Source organism: Amycolatopsis sp. NPDC024027, from assembly GCF_040638975.1.
Taxonomy (GTDB): Bacteria; Actinomycetota; Actinomycetes; order Mycobacteriales; family Pseudonocardiaceae; genus Amycolatopsis.
Window position 1 is genome coordinate 18545 of record NZ_JBEZYY010000037.1, and the last position, 23294, is coordinate 41838.

Sequence of the window (23294 nt, forward strand, 5' to 3'; positions counted from 1 at the left end):
CACAGTTTCGGGGCGATTCGAGACCCCGCTGATATCCCTCAGTCAACTGCACGCCCGAATCATTCGCCATAGCCCAAAAGGGAGAGGCCGTTCGTGGCGGCGGAAACGGCCGTCGCTGCTCCTGAGTCCGCCAGGAAGACACCATTCGCGTGCCGATACACGTGCCGATTCCCGTGCATCCAGGTCACATTCGCCCATGTGGTACCCACGCACTAGGCCGAAGGGTTGACGGCCACGGTGATCGACATGGCAAGCAGCGGAAGAGGTTCGCCCGGTCGAGGCCGGAAAACCCCCGAATACCGTCGGTTTATCACCCTTTCGGGGCAGAATCGAGAGACACTTATGGATCTCACCACGAATACGCAAACTGAGCAGTAACCTCAGCCGGTAGGCCGATCGGCCCAGTAGTGTGCAACGAGAGGAAGGCACGGTACGTCGACGCACTCGCCGAACGAGGGGAAGTTCAGCATTCACCACTGGTCCGAGGGGACTCGGCGACTGGGCGCCCGGGTCTTCGGCGGGTCCCGAAGCAGGTCCAGGGGTCGAGGAGGGGCGGATCTGTGCAGCACGAAGAACCGGATGAAGATCAGGTGTCCCCTGGCGAACTGGTCCGCCTGATACGCGCCCACCAAGAGATCGCCCAAGTCCTGCTGTCCAGGTTGGAGCAGCTTTGCCAAGATTCTCCGGCGGCCGGCCCCGCGAACGGAGCACCCGAGACCGAATGGCATTTCACCGATCGTGAGAGAAATGTCGCCGAACTGCTCGCCGAAGGGATGAGCAACCGGCGGATCGCCCGTTCGCTGGGGATTTCCGAACGGACCGTGAAGAACCACCTGCACGCCATCTTCCACAAACTCGGGGTGGGTGATCGCACGCACGCCGTGATCAAATTGCTGCGCGGCGCGTGAGCTCCGCGACCCGGCCACGCGCGACCGGGCCGCGGAGTTCTCAGGTCGGGACCCCGACGCCGGCCGCCTCGACCCGGCCCATCGAGGCGCACCGCGCGTCCTCGATGCGAGCCAGCGGGGTCCCGTCGGGGGCGGTCGCGGAGAACACGCCGGTCGTGGCGTCCCACCGCAGGTGGATGCCCTCCGGGTAGCGCCCGGCCAGCTCGACGTCATCGGCCTCGGTGAACCACTCGAGGAGACCGAGGTGCCGCGGTGCTTCGACCTGGTGGGCGTTTTCGCCGTCCACCGGCCGCAGGGCCCGGGTCCGCAGCAAGCCGTCCAGCAACAGGATCGGCACCGCCGGGCCGCCGAACGCCACCGGCGGGCCGGCGGGGCGCCACAGTGCCGCGGCGCCCCACGGACCGGCGAGCCCCTCGTGCGTCGTCCGGAAGGTGCCGGCCAGCGAAACCCGGGATTCCGGGTGGTAGTACGGCGACTCGACCGGGTGCCCGGTTTCGCCGGCCGGCGGCGGTGCGGCCGGGGTCCGCCGTGGCCCGGTGAGCACGGTCGCGCGGAAGTGTTCGCGGTCCCGCGAGAGCACCTGACCGCGCGGCGCGACGACGTCGGAAGTCAGCCGCACCAGGACGGCCGGGGGTCGTCCCGGGTCGTCCCCGTGCCGCACCTCGGCGCGGACGCGGTACTCGACGGGCCGGTCGGCGCGCGCCCGGACCCAGTGGGTGAAGGACACGCCGCGCAGCGCGTGGATCGCCGCGCCGGGCAGCAGCGCCCGGGCGGCTTCGACCGCGATTCCGGCGAGCAGCGTGCCCGGCACCGTGGGCTTGCCGTCCACGAGGTGCTCGTGCAGGTAACGCTCCCGCCGGCTGTCGAACACCACCGTCCACGTTGCCGTCGCCGCGTCGCGGGTCTCCGGTTCGGCCAGGAAGCGGGCGGCGCGCTTCACGCCCGGGCCGTCGTCGGCGTAACCGGGGAACTTCCGGGCCAGCAGCTCCCGTTCCGCGCGGCCGATGAACGACACCACCGGATCCCGCGGTCCGGGCTGGGCCAGTTCGGTGAGGAAGTGCGCGACGCCCTCGGCCCGGCTCATCGAGCTGAGGCGCCGGCTGCGCGCCAGCGCGGCCCGGGTGGCCGGATCGCCGCTGATCCCGGCTCCGTCCCACACTGTCCAAGCGACGGTGAACTCCTCGGTGCGCGCCTGGTGCTCCGCGGCGCGGACGAGGAAGTCGTTGGCGGCGGAGTAGTCGGCCTCGCCGGGCAGGCCCATGAGGCCGGCCAGGGAGCCGAAATTGCACCACAACCGCGGCGGCGAGTCCTCGAAAGCCCGCTTGAGGTGGTGGTAGCCCCGCAGTTTGACGTCCCGGACGTGGCGGAACCGCGCGAGCTGCTTGCGCGAGAGGTCACCGGGGTGGTGCGCGCCCGCGCCGTTGATCAGCAGGTCGACCCGGCCGTCCCGGTCCAGGACGGTGCGCACGGCCGTCCGCACGGCGTCGGGGTCGGTGACGTCGCAGGTGAGGTGGTGGACCGCGGCCGCACCGTGGTGCCGGCGCAGGCGGTCGAGCGTCAGCCGGCTCTCCCGGGCCCGCAGCAGGCGGTCGAACCGGCGGGTGAGCTCGGCGACGGTGGCGCCGGATCGCCGTCCTTCCGCGATGAAGGCCGCGCGGTGGCGGGGCACGTCCTCCTCGCCCGCGGCGAGCAGGCCGGCGGGGACGTCCTGCGGCGCCGACGAGCCGAGCAGCCACACCCGCAGCGGCAGCCGTTCGAGCAGGCCCTCCACCGCCGCGGCGGTGATGCCGCGCGCCCCGCCCGTCGCCACCACCACGTCGCCCGGTGCCAGTGGCAGCTCACCGGCGCGCGACGGTGCGGGCCGCAGCCGCGGCCGGTACCGGACGCCGGCGCGGCGGACCACCGACGGCAGCCCGCCGGGCCGGGCCAGCTCCGCCTCCAGGTGGCGCCACGAAGTGCCGGCGGGTTCGTCGGTGATCAGGACCCGGCAGACGCAGCCGGGCAGTTCCCACGCCACACTGTTGACGAGCCCGGTGAACAGGCCGGCGTGCGGCTCGGGAACTCCGCGCCCCAGCGGGTCGACCAGCAGCGCGCCGACGGAGCCACCGGCACCCAGCGCGTCCCGGCAGTGGCGGGCGGCCACGAACACCGCCTCCTGCAGGGCCGGCGCCGCCTCCGGCCGGGAGGTGCAGGCGCGGAGGTGCCGGTACTCCCGGTTCGCGTCCAGCACCGGCGCCAGCACCGCTTCGGGATCATCGTCCGGGCGCACGACCACGGTGGCGGCGGCCGCCGCGGCCGCGGGCGCGGCGAGGACCGCCGCGGTCGCCTCGTCGGTCAGCACGAGACAGCCGGCCGGGAGGACGTCGGGGGTCTCCGGCGGAGGCGCCGCCGGCTCGAGCCGGGGGACGCACCGCGTCGTGACCGGGTCTCTTGGCGGCTCCGGCACCACGGGTGACGCCGGAGGCCCGGCGACCGAATCGCCTGGCGCATCCGGCACCACAGGTGCCGACCCCGCAACACCGGCGACATCACCGGAGCCGCCGACGGGATCAACGGTGACAGCAGGACCCGGGAACGGCCCCGCCACGGTGACCGGACCCGCCGGGGGCGACTCCGAAACCACAGCTGCCGCCGACACCGCCACACCAGCAACATCCCCCGAGCCGCCCACAGGATGAACGGTGACAGCAGGACCCGGGAACGGCCCCGTCACCGTGACCGGCCCCGCCGACGGCCCCACGAGAGCGGTGAGCAGGTCGATCGCGCCGTCCGCGCCGAGGTACGTCCGGTCGCGGGGCGGTCGTTCCGCCGCGCTCGCATCGCCGCCGGGTCGTGGTTCGGTGGTGACGGTGGCCAGCACCGGCCAACCGTGGGCCTGGGCGTCCCGCTTGCGTGCCAACGCGAACAGGAACGCGCCCTCGGCCGGTTTTCCGGCCGGTTCGCCCAGCAGCGCGGCCCACTCGGGGGTGCTGTTGCCGTTGAGCGCCAGCACCAGCGCCAGGTCGAGCTCGCCGGTGGCCAGGTACCGCGCCGCCGTGTGCACCGCGGTCAGCGTGGAGGATCGGCCCGTGTCGATCGTCAAGGTGGGGCCGTGCAGGTCGAGGCGGTTGGCCAGCCGCGCCGGGATGATGTTGGGTCCCAGGCCGGGCAGGGTGTCCTCGTTGGTGGCCGGCCGTTCCCGACGCACCTCGTCGAGGCAGTCCCGCAGGGCCTGCTCCAGCGCGGCGGCCGAGATCCCGTCACCCGGCCGCGGGGTCAGGGAGGCCAGATCGCCCGCGTAGCAGCGAAACGCCGTCAGCCCGGCGGCGCTGGTCGGCCCGGTGTGGGCGGCCACGATGCCGGCGCGGTCCCGCACGGCCTCCCACAGCGGTCCGTGTTCCTCGGCGAACCGGGCGGCCACGGCCAGGGCCATCAGCTGGGTGCGGTCCAGGGTCTGCACCGTGCGCGGCGCCATGCGCAGCGCACGGGGCTCGGGCACCGGGTACGGCGTGGGGAACGACGCTTCCGGAGCCGGTGCGGCCCCCGCAGCCAGCCTGGCGCGGACCTCGTCGGCGGACGGCTCTCCCGGCAGGTGGGCGGTCCAGGCGACCAGCACCGTTTCGTCGGCGTCCGCCCGCGGCACCGACCGGGGCACCGGGCCGCCGGGGCGCGGAGCGTCTTGCAGCAGCAGGTGGGCGTCGGTGCCGCCGAAGCCGAAGGCCGACACACCCACGACCCGGGGCCGGTCCTCCCGCCGCGGCAGCGGCAGGTCCGCCGCCGGGATCCGCACGCGCTCCCCCGGCGCGTCGGGTGCCGGCTCGACCGGTGGACGCTGGGCCGGCACCACCCCGTGGCGCAGGCCCAGCAGGGCGTGGATCAGCGACACCGCGCCCGCCGGCCAGCCGGTGTGCCCGACGAGGGACTTGTTGGAGGTGCACGCGTACCCGGCGCCGTCGGCCAGTTCCGCCAGCACACCCAGCTCCACCCGGTCGCCCACCGGGGTGCCGGTGCCGTGGGCGACGATCCAGTCCACGTCCGCGGCCGGGGTCCCGTTGACGTTCCTGGCCCGCCGCACCGCCCGGTCCTGCCCGGCGGGGTTGGGCGCGTAGACGGCCTTGCCCCGGCCGTCGGAGGCCACCCCCGAGCCGCCCAGCACGGCCAGCACCTCGTCGCCGTCGAGCCGGGCCCGCCGCAGGGACTTGAGCACCACCGCCGCCGCGCCGTCGGAGAACAGCGTGCCGTCCGCGTCCCGGTCGAACGCGTGCAGGCCGCCGCTGCGGCTCAGCCCCCGCAAAGCGCTGAACATGACGGAGAACCGCGGGGTGTTGGTGAACACGCCACCGCACACCGCGGCGTCGCAGGCACCCGAAGCCAGGGCCTTGGCCCCGAGGTCGACGGCGTAGAGGCTGGAGGAGCAGGCGGTGTCCACCGTGGTGTAGGGCGACCCCGGGGGCAGCAGCCCGGTGATGGCCGCCTCGGCCACCCGGTCGGGCAGGTGCTGCCGTCCTTCACCGGTGACGAGGGGGTAGTGCCGGCGCAGCAGCGCGCGTAGCCGCCCGGACAGTTCGGACCGGTCGAACCCGCCGTCCGGCCAGTGCGCGATCAGCCGCTGGACGGCGACCTCGGCGAAGAGGGATTCGTCGAGCTGCTGGTTGCCCTCGACAGTGTTGGCGACGAAGCACTCGACCCGGTCGTCCGGCCGGCGGACGACCGGGTCGTACGCCTGCGCGATGCTGTGACGCAGCCACTGGGCCGCGAAGTCGTGGGCGCACGAGCTCGCCCCGGCCTCCTCGTGCAGCCGGGGCCGGCGGATGTACCCCCCGCGGAACGTGTACGCCCGGTCCGGCGCGTCCGCACCGGATTCCCGGAACGCTTCGTCGCGGAAGCGCTCCCGCGGTTCCCCGAACACCGGCTTCCCGCGGCGCAGCAGCTCCCAGAACTCTTCGGGGCTGTCGGCCCCGGGCAGCACGAGCCCCATGCCCACCACCGCGACCGCGCCCACCTCGGCATCGGCGCCGGCATCGGGCCGCTCCTCCCGCGTGGTGACGGGAGCGAGCGGCCGCGCCGGAGCGGGCGGGCCGGGGCGGAGCATGGCGTGCCCGAGGGAAAGGCCGCCGTCGGCGAGCACGCTCTGGCCGGTCACCCACGACATCCGCGGGGACGCCAGCACGGTCACCAGGCGCGCCAGCTCCGCTTCGGTGCCCAGCCGGCCCAGGGGTGCGTTGGCACCGCAGGTGTCGCGCAGGGCGGCGCCGCCGGGGAAGAGATCCGCCGTCGGGTTGTCCAGCAGACCGGCGGAGGCCACGTTGACCCGCACGCCGTGCCGGGCGAATTCGACCGCCAGGTACCGGCTCAACGCCTCCAGCGCCGCTTTGCTGACTCCGACCGTGGCGTAGTTGTCCACCACCATCCCCGCGCCGATGGACGACACGTTCACCACCACCCCGCCGGTGCCGGCCAGCAGCGGCAGGGCGGCCCACGCGCAGCGGCGGGCCCCGTGCACGTTGACGTCGAAGACCTTCTGCCACTCCAGGTCCGACAGAGTGCCCGCCGGGGCCAGCACTCCCCGGGCGGCGTTGTTCACCAGCACGTCCAAGCGGCCCGCCTGCTCCCGCACCCGGTCCATCATCGCCGTGACGTCGCCGGTCCGGGCCACGCTCGCGCGGATGACGTCTCCCGACCCGCCCGCGGCGACCACCTCCTCCAAGGTGCGCCGCGCCGCCTCCGCCGAGTGGAAGTAGTTGATCAGGACGTGCGCTCCCGCGGCGGCGAACTCGCGCACGATCGCCCGGCCCACGCCCTTGCCGCCGCCGGTGACCAGGACGACCCGGCCCGCGAATTCCCCCGCCGTCCCGCGGGGTGCGTCGGAGTTCACGCGTCACTCCCCACCGGGTGCCGGCCTTTGCGCAGCCGCAGGACGAGGTCGACGATCGCGTCCATCGTCGGGTAGTTCGTCAGCCGCGTCCCGGATTCCGCGGGCGGGATGCCGAAGTGCTCCAGGGTCCGCGTGAACGCTTCGGTCTGCTTGATCGAGTCGATGCCGAGGTCCGCTTCCAGGTCGGCGTCGGGTTCCAGGGCATCGGGCGGGTAGCCGAGCAGGTCGGCGTACACCGAACGCACGGTGTCGAACACCGCCTCGCGATCAGTGCCGGCCGACGGGACCTTCGGTTCCGACGGTTCCGACGGCCGCGGATCCGGTTCGGCCCGCCGCGGGGCGGGAGAGCCGGACCCGGGCTCCACGACCGGACCGGCAGTGGTCGCCGCCACCCGGCTCGACGGGGCCCTGCGGAGCGAAACGGTGGCCCGTCCGGCGCGTTCGGACGGAGTCAGGCCGCTCAGGTCGGCCTCGAAGCCCCGCCGGTCCGTCCGCCTGCGCAGCGGGGCGACGGTCGTCGCGTCGGGGACGATCGCGGCCACCAGGTCCACCAGTACCCCCTTCGGGCCGCACTCCACGAACCGCCGCGCGCCGTCGGCGTGGATTTCCCGGGCCGCATCGAGGAACCGGACCGGCATGACCAGGTGCCCGCTGATCACCTGCTCGACTTCCGCGACGTCGTGGAGGTAGCGGCCGAGCAGCGCCGAGTACACCGGCAGCCGCGGGACGCGCTTGGGGACGTCGGCCACCCGGGCCCCGAAGTCGTCCGCCGTGTCCGCCAGGATGCCGTTGTGGAACGGGTAGGGGATGCGCAGCCGCGTCGCGGTCAGCTCCAGTGCGGCGGCCACCTCCTGGAACCGCGCCAGCTCGGCGTCCGGGCCGGACACCACCACCTGGCCGGGGCTGTTGTCCGCGGCGACCGCCAGGTCCCATTCGTCGAGGGCACCGATGATGTCGTGGGCCTGCTTGGCTCCGCAGTTCACGGCGACGAGCCCTCCTCGCGGCGCCTCGATCCGGCGCAGCGACTCGTCCCGCTGGGCCACGAGGTACGCGCCGTCCTCCAGGGTCAGCGCCCCGGCCGCGGTCAACGCGGTGAGCTCGCCGAAGCTGTGGCCCAGCAGCAGATCCGGCCGGATCCGGTACTCCTCGGCCAGCAGCCGGAAGGCGATCACCGAGGACGCGAAGATGGCCAGGTGGAGCGCGGGCGGGTCGTGCTCCACCAGGTCCTGCAGGGTGGGCGAACCCGGGTCCAGGAGCATCGGTGAGACGGGCGCGCGGCCCAGCCCAGCCCCCACTTCGTCCACTATGGACAGGCTCTCGTCGATCAGCGGGTGGTGGCCGGCGAGGGTGCCGAACAGGCCGGGCAGGTAGCTGCCCTGCCCGGGGAAGAGGAAGGCGGTGCGTGCGGGCATCGGTGAACTCCGTGTCATTTCGGTTCGGCCGCCGGGGGCGGTGCGTCGGAAGCGCGGGCTGCGGGCTCGTCTCGCCCTCCGGCGAGGAAGGGTTCGACGATGTCGAGGAAGCGGTCGGCGTCCTCCAGGTGGGGGTAGTGGCCGGCGGGCAGGAACCGGTACCGGCCCCCGGGCACGAGCTGCACCGACCGGGCCTGCCAGGCCGGGGTGATCGGGTCGCCGATCCCCCAGACGGCCAAGACGGGCAGCCGCAGCCGGCGCAGCTCCGGCCGGAAGTCGTACCGCTGGCCCAGCAGCGTCGTGATGTCGGTGATGACGGCCAGGGACGTGGCCGCGAACTGCGGGATCCGGCTGCGCCGGATGTGCTCCTGGTACCAGAGCGCGGGAATCCGCCACGGCTGCCGCGCCGCGTAGAGAGCGCCGGCGACGGTGCTGACGAGGGCCCCGCCGGGCAGGAGCCCGGCGGCCAGGGCGACGCGCCGGACGCCGGGCCGCCCGAGCAGGATCTGGATGGGGTTGGTGGCCCGGCCGAGCCCGCCGGAGCACACCAGGACCATGCTGCGCAGCCGTTCGGGTGCCTCCCAGGCCATCAGGACGGCCATCATGCCGCCGAGCGAGTGGCCCACGACGGCGAACCGGTCGAGCTCGACCGCCGTGGCGAAGGCGAGCGCGAACCGGGCGAACGCCTGCGGCGAGAAGTCCTTCAGCGGCGGTGTCTTGCCGTAGCCAGGCATGTCGAGGGCGACCACGCGGTGGTTCGCCGCGAGCCGGCCCAGCACCGCGATCCAGTCGAAGGCGTCCCCGGTGTTGCCGTGCAGGAGCAGCAGGGGCGGTCCTCCCCCACCGGCTTCGAGGTAGTGGGTGGCCACGCCGTCGACGTCGACGCACCGCTCGTGGACGCCGGCGGGCAGGCGGATTTCGTTCGACATGGGACGGCCTTTCGGAGGTGGCTTCTCGGACAGGGGCTCTTTCAGAGGTGGATGTAGGTTCCGGGCGCCGGGGCACCGGCCGGGTAGCGGTCGTTGCCCATCGGCGGCGGGGCGGCGCGCTCACCCGCCCGTTCGGACAACCAGCTGATCCAGGGCAGCCACCACGACTCCTTCCGGAGCTGGGCGCCCTCCAGCCACTGCGCGGGGTCGTCGGGCAGCGGGGCGCCCGTCCAGTGGGCCGCCTTGGGGTGGGGCGGGTTGACGACCCCGGCGACGTGCCCGCCGGAGGTCAGGTGGAAGCGGACGTCGCCGCCGAGGAGCCGCGCGCCGCGGTAGGCGGAGGACCAGGGCACGATGTGGTCGTTGCGCGCGGCGACGACGAAGGCGTCCTGGCGGGCGCGCTCCAGGCTCAGCGTCCGCCCCGCGACGTTCCAGACGCCGGCGGCGAGCTTGTTGTTCAGCGCCAGCTCGTGCACGTAGTCGTGGTGGGCCGCGGCCGTGACGTTGGTGGTGTCGTTGTTCCAGGCCAGCAGGTCGAACGGCGGCGGGCTCTCGCCCATCAGCCAGTTGCGGGCGAAGTAGTGCCAGTACAGGTCCTTGCCGCGCAGGAGGTCGAACAGCAGCGCGAGGGTGTGGCCCTCGAGGTAGCCGCGTTCGGTCATGAGGCGCTCGCCCGCGGCGAGGGTGTGCTCGTCGGCCAGGGCGTCCCACACCCCGATGTCGGAGAAGTCGATGTAGGTGTTGAGCAGGGTGGTGCTGCGGACGCGCCGGTCGCGGCCCGCGGCCAGCCACGCCTGCAGCATCACCACGAGGGTGCCGCCGTTGCAGGCACCCAGCAGGTTCACCTGCGGGGAGCCGGTGATGTCGAGCGCGGCCTCGCAGGCGCCCAGCAGCCCGTCGTGCATGTAGCCGGCCAGGGTGACGTCCCGCAGGCCGCGGTCGGGATTGCGGTAGCTGATCACGAAGACGGTGTGGCCGTGCTTGATCGCCCACTCCACGAGACTGCGGCCGGGAGCCAGGTCCAGGCCGTAGTACTTGTTGACCCACGGGGGGCTGATCAGCAGCGGGACGGTGTGGACGGCCGGGGTCTGCGGGGCGTACTGGATGAGCTCCAGCAGCGGTGTGCGCAGCACCACCCGTCCCGGGGTGGCGGCCAGATCGCGGCCGAGCTCGAAGGCGGCCGCGGGTACCTGGCGTGGCCGCCCGTGGTTGTGCCGCAGGTCCTCGGCCGCGTTGCGGGCTCCTCTCAGGAGGCTTCGGCCCCGGCTCCGCAGCGCACTGCGGAGGGCTTCCGGGTTCCCCAGCACGGTGTTGGTGGGCGCAAGGGCTTCGCTGAGCAGCTGCACGGCCAGGTGCGCCCGGCGGTGCGGGCTGTCGGGCAGCCCAACGCGGTCGACGACTTCGTGCGCCAGCCCGTCAGACAGCAGGTACGCCTGTTGCAGCAGGTGGAAGTACCGGCGGGTGGTCCACGCACCGTCGCGGAAGCGGCGGTCGCCGTCGGCCGGGACGACCGGGGTGGCGCCGGGGTGCCCCGCTCCGAAGAGCGCCGTGGCCACCGCCGCGGTGGCGGTGTCGCGCGCGGTGCGGGCCACCGCACCTGCGGTACCGGGCCAGTCGCTCAGCGCCCCGCGGGCCACGGGCGCCAGTGAGGCACCGAGCCACCGGGCCGCGATCCACGCCTGCCGGACGGTCGCCGCGACGCCGCGGCCGGGTTCGGCGCCGGACGGGCTGGAGAGGGGGGACATCGGCCTCACGCCGGAACTCCTTCGGTCGGGGGCGGAACCGTTCGGTCACGGCGTTCACATGCGCAGGCCGCCGTTGACGGCCCAGACCTGGCCGGTGATGTAGCGCGACGCGTCCTGGCACAGGAACGCCACGACGCGGGCGACCTCGTCGGTGCCGCCGACCCGGCCCACCGGGATGCTCGCGAGCACCCGCTCCCGGTTGCGGCCGGTCAGGCTCGCCGTCATCGACGTGTCGATCAGCCCGGGTGCCAAGGCGTTGACGGTCACCCCCGGCGCGGATTCCGTGACGGTGCCCGCCTTCGCCGCCAGCAAGGCCGCTTCCTGGGCCAGGCACATCGTCAAGCCGATCAGGCCCGCCTTGGCCGCCGCATACGGCGCTTGACCCACGGCGCCGGCCTGCCCGACCACCGACGACATGTTCACGATCCGGCCCGCCCCGCGCTCGATCATGGCCGGGAGCACGCGCTTGGCGAGGTAGAACGGGCCCGACAGGTTGATCGCCAGCACCTGGTCCCAGTCCTTGTCCGGCACGTCGGGGACCATGGCCGGCCGGGTGGCGCCGGCGTTGTTGACGAGGATGTCGATGCCGCCGTGCCGGTCCGTGACGTCGGCGACCAGCCGTTCGCAGTCTTCGACCGAGGAGACATCCGCGCGGTGGAGGGAAAAGGCGGCGCCCTGCCCGGCGAGCCTTTCGGCCGCGGCGTCGGCTTGCTCGACCGAGGTGTGGTACCCGATCGCCACCGTGGTGCCCGCGTCCGCGAGCGCCTGGCAGATCGCCGAGCCGATGCCCCGGGCACCCCCGGTCACCAGAGCGACCTTGCCCGCCAGAACGCCATCGGAGTGGGGAGAAATCGAGTGGGTCACGGGAACTCCTGCCTGCGGGGGAAGGTTCGACGTCCCGCACGGGCCGGTGCTTCTCGTGGCGGCGGGATCGGGATGGCCTCCATCGTTTTCCACGGGCGGGCGCCCGGGCAATGGTCCGGGCGATACAGATCCTTCGGAGCGGTCCGTTCCGGCCACGCCGGTCCGAGGCCCCCGGTAACCGCTTTCACCGGGCTCGATGCCGGGCCGGAACCCCTTGGGAAGCAAGGGCAACGGGCTTGCCGCCGACGCCGCCGGGGCGCGACGCTCTGGGTCCGGCGGCAGCATCCGGGAGTGCGGCCGCCAGATCCGACGAGGAGGACGTCCCATGACCGAGCGCGTGATCCTTTTCGGCGGCCCGGACTACGTGGCCGCCGCCGACCGCAGCCGCGTCGTCGACGATCTGGCGGACGAGGTCAAACTGCCCTGCTACGGCGGTCACGAACACTTTTCCTTCACCGGTGACTACGAGGTCGTCGACGGCGGCCCCGCGGCGGTGATGCGGTGGTGCGGCCGCACCACCGTGGCCGAATGACCACCCGGGACGGCCCTCGTGGAATCACACCCGGGACGAACCGCGGAACGGCCGGGCGAGGCCGGCACCGTGCTGGACCGCCTCGGTGCGGTACCCGCCGGCGAGTGGCAAGGGTGCCCCGCCTGCCGGTGCGCGCTGCACCGCACCACGTGGAAGCGCTTGCACGGCGCGTGCCCGGGCCGGCGGCTGAGCGCCGGGGACCGGATCGCGCAGCTCGCCGATCCCGGAACCTTCACCGAACACCTGGCGCGGCTGCGCTCCACCGACCCGTTGGGGTTCACCGATTCGAAGCCCTACAGCGCACGGTTGCGCCAAGTGCACGCGGGTACGGAGGCGCCCGAGCCGCGGTCGTCGGCACCGCCGACCTCCGGGGCCGCCCGGTCGTGCTCCTGGTGATGGACTTTCCATCCCTGCGATAGCAGTTCGAAAAACCGCTCGTCGCCGGTTTTGCCACCCTGCGGCTCACCAATGAATATCAGGTCAGTGCCGCCGGATTCCTCAAAATTGATGAGAGCCTTAGAAGCCATGTCACTGCCCCACGCTGGCGGCCAGCAGAGAAATAGGACCGAATCCGCCTGATTCTCTTTGCGCTTCTCGAACTCCTCCAGGCTCCCAACTTTATGCCACTCGCCACGTTGTCCGCGCACACTCGGAAACGAAGGGTTCTGTGCCGCATCTGGCGGTTCGACGTCGTGTGCGTCGATCGACAAGCCGCACCGAGCCAACTGGGCTACCCAATACCCTCGACCGGACCCCAGTTCGAGCAGCGGACGCCCCCCCCCCCAAAAAAAGATGCCGCTACCCATTCAAGAGTCTCCGGCGACGGGATTGCATACGCATAGGCGGATTGCAGGATCATCGCCGCGTAGCCGAGCCGGCTGCTGCCTGCCGCTTGTCCGCCGTTCACGACGCGGCGCCCCTCGTGCTCGAACACGAAGGGCGATGGGGTTGAGGCGCGGGGCGGTTTCGATCACTTGGCCGACGTCGCCGAGGTCCAGAGCGGCCGACAGCCGGTGGAGCTCGACATTGGCCGGCCCGAACCCGGTCTGCCAGTAGTTCGCGTCCACGCCCAGCTGGTCAGCAGCGGTTTTCGCGTGCCCGAGGAAGGTCGTTGGCGGTGGTCCGGTCCTGGTGCCGCGCCGCCGCGACAGCCGTGCGGAGGTAGAGCATCCCGTACAGGCTCAGCGCGGCCGGATCACCTTCGGCCATCCTCGGCAACAGCCACTTCGCCGCGACGTCGCCCAGCTCCAGCGCGTCATCAAACCGGCCCACAGCCAGGAGCGCGTGCGTGCCGGACCGGGCGGCCGAAGCCAGGACCAGGGGGTCATCGGAGTCGTCCGCTGCCTGCATGACGCGTTCGGCGGCGATCCAGGCGAGGTCAGCCTCACCGATCTTGCTTAACGTGGTCGCGGCCAGGTGATGGACCCGCACCGAGATGGCCGCACATGCCCGTTTATACATGGCATCGTCGGCCGAGGCCGCAGGGTCAGGTCGTGCACCAGCCGGAGTCACAGCCGCCGTCGCTCTCGTCGAAGGGCAGCAGTTGCGTGCCTGGGTCGACGGCCTCGCGCAGCGGCCGGCCGAGGCGGGTGAGGTAGACGACGGGGTCCTCACCCAGGACCGCGCGACGCTCGTTGAGCACGTCCTCCAGCGCACACGACCGGGCGAACAGGTCGGGCTCCTCCGCGCGCATGGTCTGCCAGGTCGAGAGCCGATGGAACGGGCAAGTTATGGCGAATACCCGGTAATGATCGGCTGCGACTGAGCACCTCAGCCGGCCGGGACTGAGGGACGCAGGCCGCGCCCTCCGTGCCACCGATGACCACGGGGTCGAGGGGTTTCGCGATCATCGCGTGGCAGACTCCGGCCATGGCTTCTGAGACGATCGATGCGGCGGCAGCAGGCACCTGGACCCTCGGGGATCTGACGGTCAACCGGGTTGGGTTCGGCGCGATGCGCTTGCCCCAGCGTGGTCCGGCGTTCGCGCCCGAGGCCATCCCGGGCGACCGTGACCAGGCGATCAAGGTGCTGCGCCGCGCGGTCGAGCTGGGCGTCAATCACATCGACACCGCTGGCTTCTACTTCTCCTCGCTGCGTTCGGCCAACGAACTGATCAACACCGCACTGTCGCCGTACCCGGACGACCTGGTCATCGCCACCAAGGTCGGACCTCGCCGGGATCCGTCCGGCGAGTGGCTGCCCCAGTCCACCCCGGCCGAGCTGCGCGGCCAAGTCGAGGAGAACCTGCGCCAGCTCGGCCGCGACTGCCTGGACCTGGTGAACTTGCGCCTGTCCGGACTGGACTCGATCGCTGACCACTTCGGCGCGCTGGCCCAGCTGCGTGACGCTGGCTTGATCCGCCATCTTGGCGTGTCCAACGCGCGCCCGGAGCATCTGGCCCAGGCTCAGGCGATCGCGCCGGTGGTGTGCGTGCAGAACTCCTACGGCCTGGGCCACCGCCCCCAGCAGGATGAGTTCCTGCGTGCCTGCGGCGAGCAGGGCGTGGCCTTCGTCCCGTTCTTCGCCATCGCCGGAGCCGGACGCGAGGCCGGCCCCAGCAGCACGGAGCACGATGACGTGCTCGCGATCGCCCGCACGCACCAGGCCAGCCCTGCGCAGATCCGCCTGGCCTGGGCACTGCAGCGTGGATCGCACGTACTGGTCATTCCAGGCACCGGCAATCTCGACCACCTTGCCGATAACATCGCCGCTGGAGCGCTGCAGCTCGCGCCGGACGACCTGGCCAGGCTGGACGCAATCCACCAAGACCAGCACTAAGCCGAACAACCAAGGACGGCACTCACGATGTCCGCTGGGAGCCTGAATACCAGCGGCCTGCACTGACACAGCCCCGATTGTAGGGGTGACCTGTGGTTATGCGACGCAGTCTCAGGCTGAGGCATGGGCAGAGGCAACGGATTCAAAAGCCGCGCAACAGACCGCACTAGGACGGTCCCTGCTATTGCCTCGACCGCGGCAAGTCGAGTCACGGTCGCTTCGCGGAGACACAGCAGACTTCGCCACCGACCCCTACCGACTGCTCAGGCTAACTTGGTGCATAACATCGACACAGTCGTCCGTCAGCACGGAAACGCAACACCCATGGGTGTGGACCGCAGCGCGCGTACCGACTGCCGAGCCGACACCAGCGCCGCCGCCAAGCCTATGTCCTGCCGCGCCCGTCGGCCGAAGTGCTGGTCGACGCCGGCCTGATTCTGCCAGTCGTCGACGGGCTGGACGAGATGGACGCCGACGAAACTCCCGGCTACACCTCGCGCGCCGCCCGCGCCGTCCAGGCCCTCAACGTCTACCAGCGCGGGCGCGAGGCAGCGCCACTGATACTGACCTGCCGCAGCTGGCAGTACCAGGCGTTGGGGGACGTCCAGGTTTGGACACACGACGCGGCGCGCGTCGAGATTCGCCCGGTCGACTCGACCAAGGCCGAACAGTTCATTCGAGCCCGCGTGGACGACGTGACCCGCTGGCAACCGGTCCTGAACGCCATCATTAACCACCCTGGCGACACTTGCCGTCGGCCTGTCCACACCGTGGCGACTGACCCTGGCCACCATCGTCTACGAGCAGCGCGAACGGGAAACCGGGACCTGCCTGCGCGAACCTGTCGCATTGACCAAACTCGGCGCAACCGGCCCCGAGGCGGTACGCGACCATTTGCTGGAACATTTCGTCCCCGCCGCCATTGCCGCCCACATGGCCGCGGCCGAACACCCGGAGCAGCGCTACTCCAAGCAGCAAGTCCACCAGCGGCTCCGAGTGCTTGCCCGCTACCTCGACCACAACGCCAAGACTGGCCGCACCCTGGGCGGCGTGCCGCTGTCCGGCACCGATCTCGTCCTGCACCAGCTGTGGCCACTCGCCGGGGTCAACCGCGTCCGCATCACGGTACTGGCGGCCTTAGCCTTGATCTGGCTCATCGCCGCCCCAGTCCTGCTGGCACACTTCGGAATCGGCTTCAGCGGCCGCCAACTGTTTGGCGCTAGTGGCCCGGCGCTCGCGGTTGCGTTGGTTGCCTATCTGTCATGGTCAGATCTCTGGCCCTCACCAACACATTTCACTGCCAATATGCTTCGCACTCGAAGGGGGCGCCGCCAACTCGCCCGACCGCTGGGGCTTGGGCTCGTACTCGGGCCCGGCCTCGGGGTCGCGGTCGGGCTCGTGAACGAGCGCGAGATCGGGCTCGCGCTCGCGAACGGGCTCATGGCAGGGATCGCGGCCGCGATCGCTGTCGGGGCCAGGGAAAACGACGCGGCAACGCCAATGGACCCACGCGAGATCGTCAGTTCGATCTCGCGTGGGGGCTCGGGTTCGGGCTCTTTGCCGGTCTCGTGACCGGGCTCGTGCTCGAGTTCGCGGTCAGGAGCGGGATCGGGATCGGGATCACCGGCGCTCTCGCGTTCGGGTTTACGGCCATTACCGTGTCCGGGCTCGCCGGGGCCCGTTACGTTGCCTTTCTGGTCTGCACCAGGCGACACTTTACGACCGACCCACTGCCGTGGCGACTCGGTCGGTTCCTCAACTGGTGCAGCCGGCGATGCGTAACCGGAGGCGGGCAACGAGGAACAGGACAGTCCGAGCCAGCGGCGGTTGAGGGCTCGGCCGAGCGGATCGTGCAGGTTTAGAGCCCGCTCATTAACACACCGACATCGGCCGTACAGCTGCGGCGCGTGGACCACCTGTGGACCATCGCTACAGCAACGGCCGCAAAATCTGCAAGTCGAGCACACTTCGACTGACGACTGGTGTTACCGTTTTCGCAGGTCACGCATGCCGTCAAGTCCTGGGGGTCAAGGGGTCGCAGGTTCGGATCCTGTCAGCCCGACAGACAGCGGGTTTTCGCAGCTCACCGCTGCGGAGGCGCTTTTGCGTGGACGCGCGGCGTTCCTCGGCCCCGGCTCCTGGACCGTCGTAGCCCTCTACGCCCTGGGTATCGCCGGCCTGTTTGCCATCGCCGGCTCCTGACCTACGGGCTCGCGATCACCTGCTCCCGCCTGTCGGGGGCACTGGTGACGGGAACCGGGGCGGTACGTGCGACATGACTCCCCATGCCGCTGACCAGGCCGGCTGACGTCGACGCGTCGGCTCCGTGGCTGGTCACGCGGAAAGCCGCGGTCATCCGTCGACAGCTTCACCTTTAGGCCGGGGCAAGGCTTCCGTTAGCGGCTCGGCTCACGATGGTTTCGTGACCGCGTCGGACGAAAGGGGCCCGCGATGTCGGTGAGGGAAGCAACGCTGCTCGGTGGATCGCAGGGGCTTCCCCCGCGGTTGCGCGTGCGATGGGTGACGACCACGGCGGACACCATCAAGGTCCAGTTCGGCTCCGGCTACGAGCACTTCGTCTATGACGAAGAGCGCACGATCCAGGGCGGCGGGGACGTGCTCGTGTTCCATTGGGTGGCGCACACCGAAATCGCCGAGTGACCGCGCGGATCCGCAGCGACGCCCGGCGCAACCGGGCCCGGATCCTGACCGCCGCGGCTGAGGCTTTCGCCCGCTCCGGCACCGATCTGCCGATGGATGAGCTGGCCGGTCGGGCCGGGGTGGGCATCGGCACGCTCTACCGGCACTTCCCGGGGCGGCAGGCTCTGCTCGACGCCGTTGTCGCCGTCGAGATGGATCGGGTGCGTGCTGCGGCCGTGTCCGCGCTGGCCGAGGAACCGACCGTCTGGGCTGCCCTGTGCCGGTTCGTCCGGACGCTCACCGCCTGCCACGCGGGCGCCGTTCTTGCCCAGCTGGAACCCCAGCCGCACGAGGAGTCGGCACTGTCGGCGGCGTTGGCGTCGATGGTGTCGGGGGCGCAGGCCGAGCGTTCGATGCGGGCGGACGTCGGCGTGACCGAAGTCCATGCCGCCGTGGAAATGCTGGTGCGTGGCCGCTCCGATGCGCCGAAAATCGCGGAGATCATCCTCGACGGCCTGCGATCCACGCCCCGCGAGTGACACACCCACGCCGAACCGGCTGACAGGCCTGGAACCGGGTTCCAGGCCTGTCAGCCTTGGGGGTCGCGGCCGATCCGGTGGCTGGGGGGTTGTAGCCACACCGGATCGGCCGCAGGTGCGCCGGCCGGTCAGCGGACCGGCCTTGGTCCCGGTCGCCGCCGGGCCGGGGTCACTTCGCCGCCTCGGCGGGAACGTCCACCGGCTTGCGGGGGAGGAGCATCGCGGTGAACACCGACACCAGCAACAGGCCGGCGGCGACGATGAACCCGAGGCTGAATCCGTCCGTGAGCGCGGTGACCTCGGGTGTTCCGGCGTCGAGCCGGTTGGCGGTGTAGCTCGTCGCGACCGCCGCGACGACGGACAAGCCCAGCGCCCCGCCGCTGACGCGTGAGACGTTGATCAGGCTCGAGGCCACTCCCTGGCGTTCGTCGGGCACGCCCATCCCCGCCGCCAGCGACAGCGGGAGGAACGTCAGCGCCATTCCGACACCGATGGCGATGTACGGCCCGAGGATGTTCACGAGGTAGCTGCCGTCCGGGCCGGCGAAGGCGAACGAGCCGAGGCCGACCATCACCAGGACCGACCCGATCATGACGGTGACGCGCACACCCAGCTTGGCGACGAGCTTCGGCGTCTGCTGGGCCGCGGCCAGCAGGACCACGGTCTGCGGGATGTAGCCCAGGCCGGTCTGCAACGCGTTGTAGTGCAACACGTCCTGCTGGTACAGGGTGGCGACGTAAGTCAGCACGAACATGCCGGCACCGACCAGCGCCTGGGTGAGGTTCGCCCCGGCGACGGTGGGGATCCTGAGCAACGAGAAGGGCAGCATCGGGTCCTTCGCCAGCCGTCCTTCGTGGAGGACGAAGTACGCGACGAACACGACACCGAGGACCAGCGGCACGATCGTGGCCCGCGAGCCCCAGCCCACCTGCCCGGCCTGCACGATGCCGATGGTGAGCAGCGACATTCCCAGCGTGACCACGACGGCGCCGACGACGTCGAGCCGTTTCCGGCGCTCGGTCGACCGGTCGCGGTCGAGCCAGATCAGCGTGCCGACGATGATCAACAGGCTCAGTGGCACGTTGATGAAGAAGATCCAGCGCCAGCCGGGACCGACGGTCAGCAGGCCGCCGAGCACCAAGGCGAGAAAACCGCTGAGCGCGTTGGCCATGCCCCAGACCGCGATCGCCTTGGCCCGCGGGCCTTCCGGGAAACTCCTGGCCACCAGCGCCAGCGTCATCGGGGTGATCATCGCGGCCCCGATCCCCTGCAAGGCCCGCATCGCGATGAGCGTGTTCGCGTCGCCCGTGACGCCGGCGACCGCCGAGGCCACGCCGAACACCGCGAGGCCCGCCAGCAGCACACGACGATGGCCGAAGACGTCGCCGGCTCGCCCGCACAGCAGCAGGAAACCGCCGAACGTGACGAGGTAGCCGTTCACGACCCAGCTCAAGCTCGCTTCGGTGAACCCGAGCTCCGCCTTGATCGTGGGCAGGGCCACGTTGAGGGCCGAAATGTCGATCGTGTCCAAAATCGAGGCCGCACAGATCACGACGAGTATCAACGTGTGGCGGCCTGTCCACACGAATGGCTCCTCCGCCGCCCGCGACGGCGCGCTCTGCGCCTGCTGGGAGTCGGTCATCCGGCTTTCCCCTTGCCTATTGAACGGTCGGTAGGTGACTGGACTGTAGGACGCTTACCGACCGGTCGTCAAGCTGGTCGATCGCGCAGGCGCCCGGCGTCCGCGTACTGCGAACGGGGCCGGCCCCGGGAACGGGACTTCTCACGGGGCCGGCCTTCGGTCGGCGGAACGGCGACCCCGTCAGCTGAGGCCGGTCAAGCTGCGGATGCGCTCCTCCTGCTCCTGGTGCACGTCCGAAGGCTTGATCTGCCCCATCGCCTTGTAAACCGCGAGCGCGTCGACGAATTCGGTGAAGCGCTTGATCTGACCGTTTTCCGTGGTGAAGACGATGAGACCGGGAAGGCAGAGTTCGCCGGTGGTGGAACTGCTCCCGTAGACGTCCTGGTGCACGATGATGGTGTTCGGGTCATCGGTCAGGTAGGCGGCGATCGTCACGTAGCGCTCGTACTTGATGGGACCGTTCCAGTTGGAGGTGGTGAACTCCATGACGGCGTCCCGGCCGACGAGGTGCGGGGGCACGCCCGGCATCGCGAAGGGGAAATCGTGCACCACGTCGTCGGCGTACAGCTTCGCGGTCCCCTCCACGTCCTGCGCGATCGCGCAGGTGCGGAGTTTTTCCAGTACTTTCCCGGGCTCACCCAGAGGCGGCAGGTCCGTGGGCATCTTTCCTCCTGCGAGGTCCATGGTGCTCGTCGAGGTATGGCGCCGCTGACGGTTCGAGCCGAACCGGCAGGGACTGACTTCATGGTGGCCGCCGGGCTTGAGCGGCACTAAAACCGCACGGCCGGCGCGGCGGAGCCGGCACCGCGGCCGAGAGCGCGCGGGCGTGGGCGGGACAACCCGTCCAGGCCGATTAAGCGGGACCTTAGCCCCCTCGGCGAGGCTGCAAAAAGCCGCCGTCCGACAACTGGGGAGAACGGCGGGACCATCATCTGAAAGGGAGGTTTCCGGATGGCGCAACCCGCCCGAGGGACCGGTGACTCGTCCGCGATCGTTGCCGTCGCCCGGCGGTTCGCCGAGGCGAAATGCCTGCTGACCGCGGACGAACTCGGCCTGTTCGGCCTGCTCCAAGCGGGCCCGTCGGACGCCGGCGAGATCAGCGCGAAGCTCGGCATCCGCGACCACGCCGCACCGGACTTCCTCAGCGTCCTGGTGGCACTGGGAGTGCTGGAGACCGCGGACGGCAAGTACGCCAACAGCCCAGACGCCGCACGTTTCCTGGTTCCCGGCAGCGCGGAGTACCTCGGCAGCATGCTCGGGTACTACAACAAGACGCTGTACCCGACCTGGGGAAACCTGACCGAGCTGCTCACCAGGCCGCAAGGGGAAGGGACCGTCGACGGGAACGCACGGGAGAACTTCAGCGAACTCCTCGAGGATCCCGATCGGGCCCGCACCATGCTGGACATGATGGTGCACCTCAACGGTTTCCTGGGCCCGGCGCTCGCCGCGGAGTTCGACTGGAGCGAGCACCGTTCGGTCGTGGATCTCGGTGGCTCCACCGGGCAGCACGTGATCGATCTCGTCTCGGCCCACCCGCACCTGCGCGGCGGGGTGTTCGACCTGCCCCCGATCGGCCGGTTCGCGGCCGAGAAGATCGCCGCCGCCGGGTTGACCGAGCGGGTCGAGTTCCACCCCGGTGACTTCTTCGCCGACGACTTCCCGCCGGCCGACGTCTACGTCTTCGGCCACATCCTGCACAACTTCGCCCCGCAAACGCGCTACGCGCTGGTAGCCAAGGCGTACGAGACGCTGAACCCGGGCGGGGCGGTGCTGGTGGTCGACCGCATGGTCGACGAACAGCGGGCCGATATGGCGAGGCTGGTCGAGAGTCTGCACCTCTACGTGATCAGCGACGGCGGCGGAAGCGACTACCGGCCGTCGGACTGCCAGGAGTACCTGACCGCCGCCCGCTTCACGCGCACGTCCGTGCGGGCCCTCACGGACGCGGAGACCCTGGTAACGGGCTACAAGGAGACACGATGACACGCTCGCTGACCACCGGCCCGGCGCAGGGGCCCGACGACGTACCCGCCTTCCCGATGCCCCGGGCGGCGGGCTGCCCGCTGGACCCACCGCCGGAACTGACCTCACTGCAGGCCGAAGCGCCCTTGGTCCGGGTCCGGTTGTGGGACGGCACCACGCCGTGGCTGGTGACCAGGCACGCCGACCAGCAGGCCGTGCTGGCCGACGACCGGGTGAGTGCGGACACGCTGCACCCCGGGTACCCGCACGTCAGCGAAAGCCTCCGGGACCGCGCGGCCGACTTGCGCACCTTCATCACCATGGACGATCCCGAACACGTCCGCCAGCGCCGGATGATCGCGCCTTCGTTCGCGTTCCGGCGGATCGAGGAACTCCGCCCGGCCGTGCAGCGGATCGTCGACGACCTGATCGACGACCTGCTCGCCGGTCCCAAGCCGACGGACCTGGTGTCGGCGTTCGCCCTGCCCCTTCCGTCGCTGGTCATCTGCCAGGTGCTCGGGGTGCCCTACGAGGACCACGACTTCTTCCAGCGCACCAGCCGCATCCTCATCCACCGCGAGAGCGCGACGGAGACCGCGCTGGCGGCGCAGCTGGAGCTGGCCGGTTACCTGGACCGGCTGATCGGCCGCAAGCTCGACGACCCCGCCGACGACCTGCTGTCCCGGCTGGCCACCGAGCAGCTCAAGACCGGGCGGATGACGCGCCCCGACCTCGCGATGATGGCCCTGCTGCTGCTGGTGGGAGGCCATGAGACCACCGCTAACATGATCGCGCTCGGCACGTTCGCCCTGCTGACGCACCCCGACCAGTTCGCCGTCCTGCGGGACACCGACGATCCCGCGGTAGCCGCCGGAGCCGTCGAGGAGCTGCTGCGGTACCTGTCCATCGTGCACGGCGGCCGCCGCCGGGTGGCCCTGGAGGACATCAAGATCGGCGGGCAGGTGGTCCGCGCGGGTGAAGCGCTGGTCATTCCCACCGAGATCGGTGACCGGGACGAGCGAGTCTTTCCCGACCCGCACGTGCTCGACCTGCGACGTCGTGAGGCGCGGCGCCACATGGCGTTCGGGTTCGGCGTACACCAGTGCCTCGGCCACCCGCTCGTGCGGGTCGAGCTCCAAGCGGTCTACGGCACGCTGTTCCGCCGGATCCCGACGCTGTCGCTGGCCGTCGATCCCGGCGAGCTGGAGTTCAAGCACGAAGGGTTCGTGTACGGCGTGTACGAGCTGCCCCTGACCTGGTAACAGAATCGCGAGAAGGAGGATTCTCATGCGCGTGAGCGTCGACGAGAACAAATGTGTCAGCTCCGGGCAGTGCGCGATGACCGCCCCCGCTGTCTTCGATCAGCACGAAGACAGCGGCGTGGTCTGGCTCCGGACGGACCGCCCCGCGGCGGAGCAGCAGGAGGACACCCGCAGCGCCGCCCTGGTGTGCCCGGTGGTGGCGATCACCGTCACCGAAGACTGAT

General features: G+C 71.0%; 19 protein-coding genes and 1 pseudogene. 9 read left to right on the forward strand and 11 right to left on the reverse strand.

The window, feature by feature from the left end; all coding sequences use genetic code 11:
* Positions 1-560: 560 nt before the first annotated feature.
* Complete coding sequence (locus tag AB0F52_RS47555) at positions 561-908, forward strand: response regulator transcription factor (RefSeq protein WP_360185903.1); 348 nt, start codon at positions 561-563, stop codon at positions 906-908.
* Between the two features lie 40 nt (positions 909-948).
* Here AB0F52_RS47555 and AB0F52_RS47560 read toward each other — a convergent pair whose 3' ends face one another.
* Genes AB0F52_RS47560 through fabG form a run of 5 tightly spaced genes read right to left on the reverse strand, consistent with a single transcriptional unit; the run spans position 949 to position 11655 of the window.
* Complete coding sequence (locus AB0F52_RS47560; protein ID WP_360185906.1) at positions 949-6762, reverse strand: SDR family oxidoreductase; 5814 nt, start codon at positions 6760-6762, stop codon at positions 949-951.
* A complete protein-coding gene (locus AB0F52_RS47565) occupies positions 6759-8174 on the reverse strand; it encodes an acyltransferase domain-containing protein (protein WP_360185908.1) in 1416 nt (471 codons plus the stop codon). Before AB0F52_RS47565 ends, AB0F52_RS47560 begins: the two co-directional genes overlap by 4 nt.
* Before the next feature lie 14 nt (positions 8175-8188).
* Positions 8189-9103, reverse strand: coding sequence for an alpha/beta fold hydrolase (locus AB0F52_RS47570; RefSeq protein ID WP_360185911.1), 915 nt, complete (start codon positions 9101-9103; stop codon positions 8189-8191).
* Between the two features lie 41 nt (positions 9104-9144).
* Positions 9145-10848, reverse strand: coding sequence for an alpha/beta fold hydrolase (locus tag AB0F52_RS47575; protein ID WP_360185982.1), 1704 nt, complete (start codon positions 10846-10848; stop codon positions 9145-9147).
* A 54-nt stretch (positions 10849-10902) separates the two neighbouring features.
* Positions 10903-11655 (reverse strand): 3-oxoacyl-ACP reductase FabG, encoded by a 753-nt coding sequence (gene fabG, locus AB0F52_RS47580; protein WP_360185914.1) that lies wholly within the window; start codon positions 11653-11655, stop codon positions 10903-10905.
* Positions 11656-12037: 382 nt separating this feature from the next.
* Here fabG and AB0F52_RS47585 point away from each other — a divergent pair, with 382 nt between their 5' ends.
* Positions 12038-12244 (forward strand): DUF5988 family protein, encoded by a 207-nt coding sequence (locus tag AB0F52_RS47585; RefSeq protein ID WP_360185917.1) that lies wholly within the window; start codon positions 12038-12040, stop codon positions 12242-12244.
* A gap of 293 nt (positions 12245-12537) precedes the next feature.
* Here the strand turns inward: AB0F52_RS47585 and AB0F52_RS47590 are convergent, their stop codons facing one another.
* The 3 genes and pseudogenes from AB0F52_RS47590 to AB0F52_RS47600 form a co-directional block, all read right to left on the reverse strand.
* Positions 12538-12954, reverse strand: a complete 417-nt coding sequence (locus tag AB0F52_RS47590) for a hypothetical protein (protein WP_360185919.1) — start codon at positions 12952-12954, stop codon at positions 12538-12540.
* A gap of 237 nt (positions 12955-13191) precedes the next feature.
* A pseudogene (locus AB0F52_RS47595) lies at positions 13192-13726 on the reverse strand (transcriptional regulator); the annotation flags it as partial.
* A gap of 4 nt (positions 13727-13730) precedes the next feature.
* Positions 13731-13937: a hypothetical protein gene (locus tag AB0F52_RS47600; RefSeq protein WP_360185922.1), complete on the reverse strand. Its 207-nt coding sequence runs from the start codon at positions 13935-13937 to the stop codon at positions 13731-13733.
* A gap of 176 nt (positions 13938-14113) precedes the next feature.
* Between AB0F52_RS47600 and AB0F52_RS47605 the strand changes: the two genes are divergently transcribed.
* Positions 14114-15022: an oxidoreductase gene (locus AB0F52_RS47605; RefSeq protein ID WP_360185925.1), complete on the forward strand. Its 909-nt coding sequence runs from the start codon at positions 14114-14116 to the stop codon at positions 15020-15022.
* 302 nt (positions 15023-15324) lie between these two features.
* On the opposite strand, the gene AB0F52_RS47610 is transcribed toward AB0F52_RS47605, so the two are convergent.
* Positions 15325-15759: a hypothetical protein gene (locus AB0F52_RS47610; RefSeq protein WP_360185928.1), complete on the reverse strand. Its 435-nt coding sequence runs from the start codon at positions 15757-15759 to the stop codon at positions 15325-15327.
* A gap of 112 nt (positions 15760-15871) precedes the next feature.
* On the opposite strand from AB0F52_RS47610, the gene AB0F52_RS47615 reads away from it, so the two are divergent.
* The 3 genes from AB0F52_RS47615 to AB0F52_RS47625 all read left to right on the forward strand — a co-directional run bounded on the left by AB0F52_RS47615 (position 15872) and on the right by AB0F52_RS47625 (position 18201).
* The gene (locus AB0F52_RS47615) at positions 15872-16594 is read left to right on the forward strand and encodes a hypothetical protein (protein WP_360185931.1); all 723 of its coding nucleotides are present in this window, start codon (positions 15872-15874) and stop codon (positions 16592-16594) included.
* Between the two features lie 879 nt (positions 16595-17473).
* Positions 17474-17683, forward strand: a complete 210-nt coding sequence (locus tag AB0F52_RS47620) for a DUF5988 family protein (protein WP_360185933.1) — start codon at positions 17474-17476, stop codon at positions 17681-17683.
* Positions 17680-18201, forward strand: coding sequence for a helix-turn-helix domain-containing protein (locus tag AB0F52_RS47625; RefSeq protein ID WP_360185936.1), 522 nt, complete (start codon positions 17680-17682; stop codon positions 18199-18201). The genes AB0F52_RS47620 and AB0F52_RS47625 overlap by 4 nt, the downstream gene beginning before the upstream one ends.
* Before the next feature lie 169 nt (positions 18202-18370).
* On the opposite strand, the gene AB0F52_RS47630 is transcribed toward AB0F52_RS47625, so the two are convergent.
* Together AB0F52_RS47630 and AB0F52_RS47635 are read right to left on the reverse strand one after the other, a co-directional pair.
* A complete protein-coding gene (locus AB0F52_RS47630) occupies positions 18371-19843 on the reverse strand; it encodes an MFS transporter (RefSeq protein ID WP_360185939.1) in 1473 nt (490 codons plus the stop codon).
* A gap of 180 nt (positions 19844-20023) precedes the next feature.
* Positions 20024-20506 (reverse strand): nuclear transport factor 2 family protein, encoded by a 483-nt coding sequence (locus tag AB0F52_RS47635; RefSeq protein ID WP_360185942.1) that lies wholly within the window; start codon positions 20504-20506, stop codon positions 20024-20026.
* Between the two features lie 288 nt (positions 20507-20794).
* Between AB0F52_RS47635 and AB0F52_RS47640 the strand changes: the two genes are divergently transcribed.
* From AB0F52_RS47640 to AB0F52_RS47650, 3 genes are read left to right on the forward strand one after another with little or no spacing between them, the layout of a single operon-like run.
* Positions 20795-21829: a methyltransferase gene (locus tag AB0F52_RS47640; protein WP_360185944.1), complete on the forward strand. Its 1035-nt coding sequence runs from the start codon at positions 20795-20797 to the stop codon at positions 21827-21829.
* Entirely contained in the window at positions 21826-23070 is a 1245-nt protein-coding gene (locus AB0F52_RS47645) for a cytochrome P450 (protein WP_360185946.1), read from the forward strand. The genes AB0F52_RS47640 and AB0F52_RS47645 overlap by 4 nt, the downstream gene beginning before the upstream one ends.
* Positions 23071-23095: 25 nt before the next feature.
* Positions 23096-23293 (forward strand): ferredoxin, encoded by a 198-nt coding sequence (locus AB0F52_RS47650; protein ID WP_360185949.1) that lies wholly within the window; start codon positions 23096-23098, stop codon positions 23291-23293.
* Position 23294 lies beyond the last annotated feature (1 nt).

Bases quoted from the DNA above. Each gene is read 5' to 3' on its own strand.
- AB0F52_RS47565 (WP_360185908.1), bottom strand. From the start codon at position 8,174: ATGCCCGCACGCACCGCCTTCCTCTTCCCCGGGCAGGGCAGCTACCTG.
- AB0F52_RS47570 (WP_360185911.1), bottom strand. From the start codon at position 9,103: ATGTCGAACGAAATCCGCCTGCCCGCCGGCGTCCACGAGCGGTGCGTC.
- AB0F52_RS47575 (WP_360185982.1), bottom strand. From the start codon at position 10,848: ATGTCCCCCCTCTCCAGCCCGTCCGGCGCCGAACCCGGCCGCGGCGTC.
- AB0F52_RS47585 (WP_360185917.1), top strand. From the start codon at position 12,038: ATGACCGAGCGCGTGATCCTTTTCGGCGGCCCGGACTACGTGGCCGCC.
- AB0F52_RS47600 (WP_360185922.1), bottom strand. From the start codon at position 13,937: ATGCGCGCGGAGGAGCCCGACCTGTTCGCCCGGTCGTGTGCGCTGGAG.
- AB0F52_RS47605 (WP_360185925.1), top strand. From the start codon at position 14,114: ATGGCTTCTGAGACGATCGATGCGGCGGCAGCAGGCACCTGGACCCTC.
- AB0F52_RS47620 (WP_360185933.1), top strand. From the start codon at position 17,474: ATGTCGGTGAGGGAAGCAACGCTGCTCGGTGGATCGCAGGGGCTTCCC.
- AB0F52_RS47630 (WP_360185939.1), bottom strand. From the start codon at position 19,843: ATGACCGACTCCCAGCAGGCGCAGAGCGCGCCGTCGCGGGCGGCGGAG.
- AB0F52_RS47635 (WP_360185942.1), bottom strand. From the start codon at position 20,506: ATGCCCACGGACCTGCCGCCTCTGGGTGAGCCCGGGAAAGTACTGGAA.
- AB0F52_RS47640 (WP_360185944.1), top strand. From the start codon at position 20,795: ATGGCGCAACCCGCCCGAGGGACCGGTGACTCGTCCGCGATCGTTGCC.
- AB0F52_RS47645 (WP_360185946.1), top strand. From the start codon at position 21,826: ATGACACGCTCGCTGACCACCGGCCCGGCGCAGGGGCCCGACGACGTA.
- AB0F52_RS47650 (WP_360185949.1), top strand. From the start codon at position 23,096: ATGCGCGTGAGCGTCGACGAGAACAAATGTGTCAGCTCCGGGCAGTGC.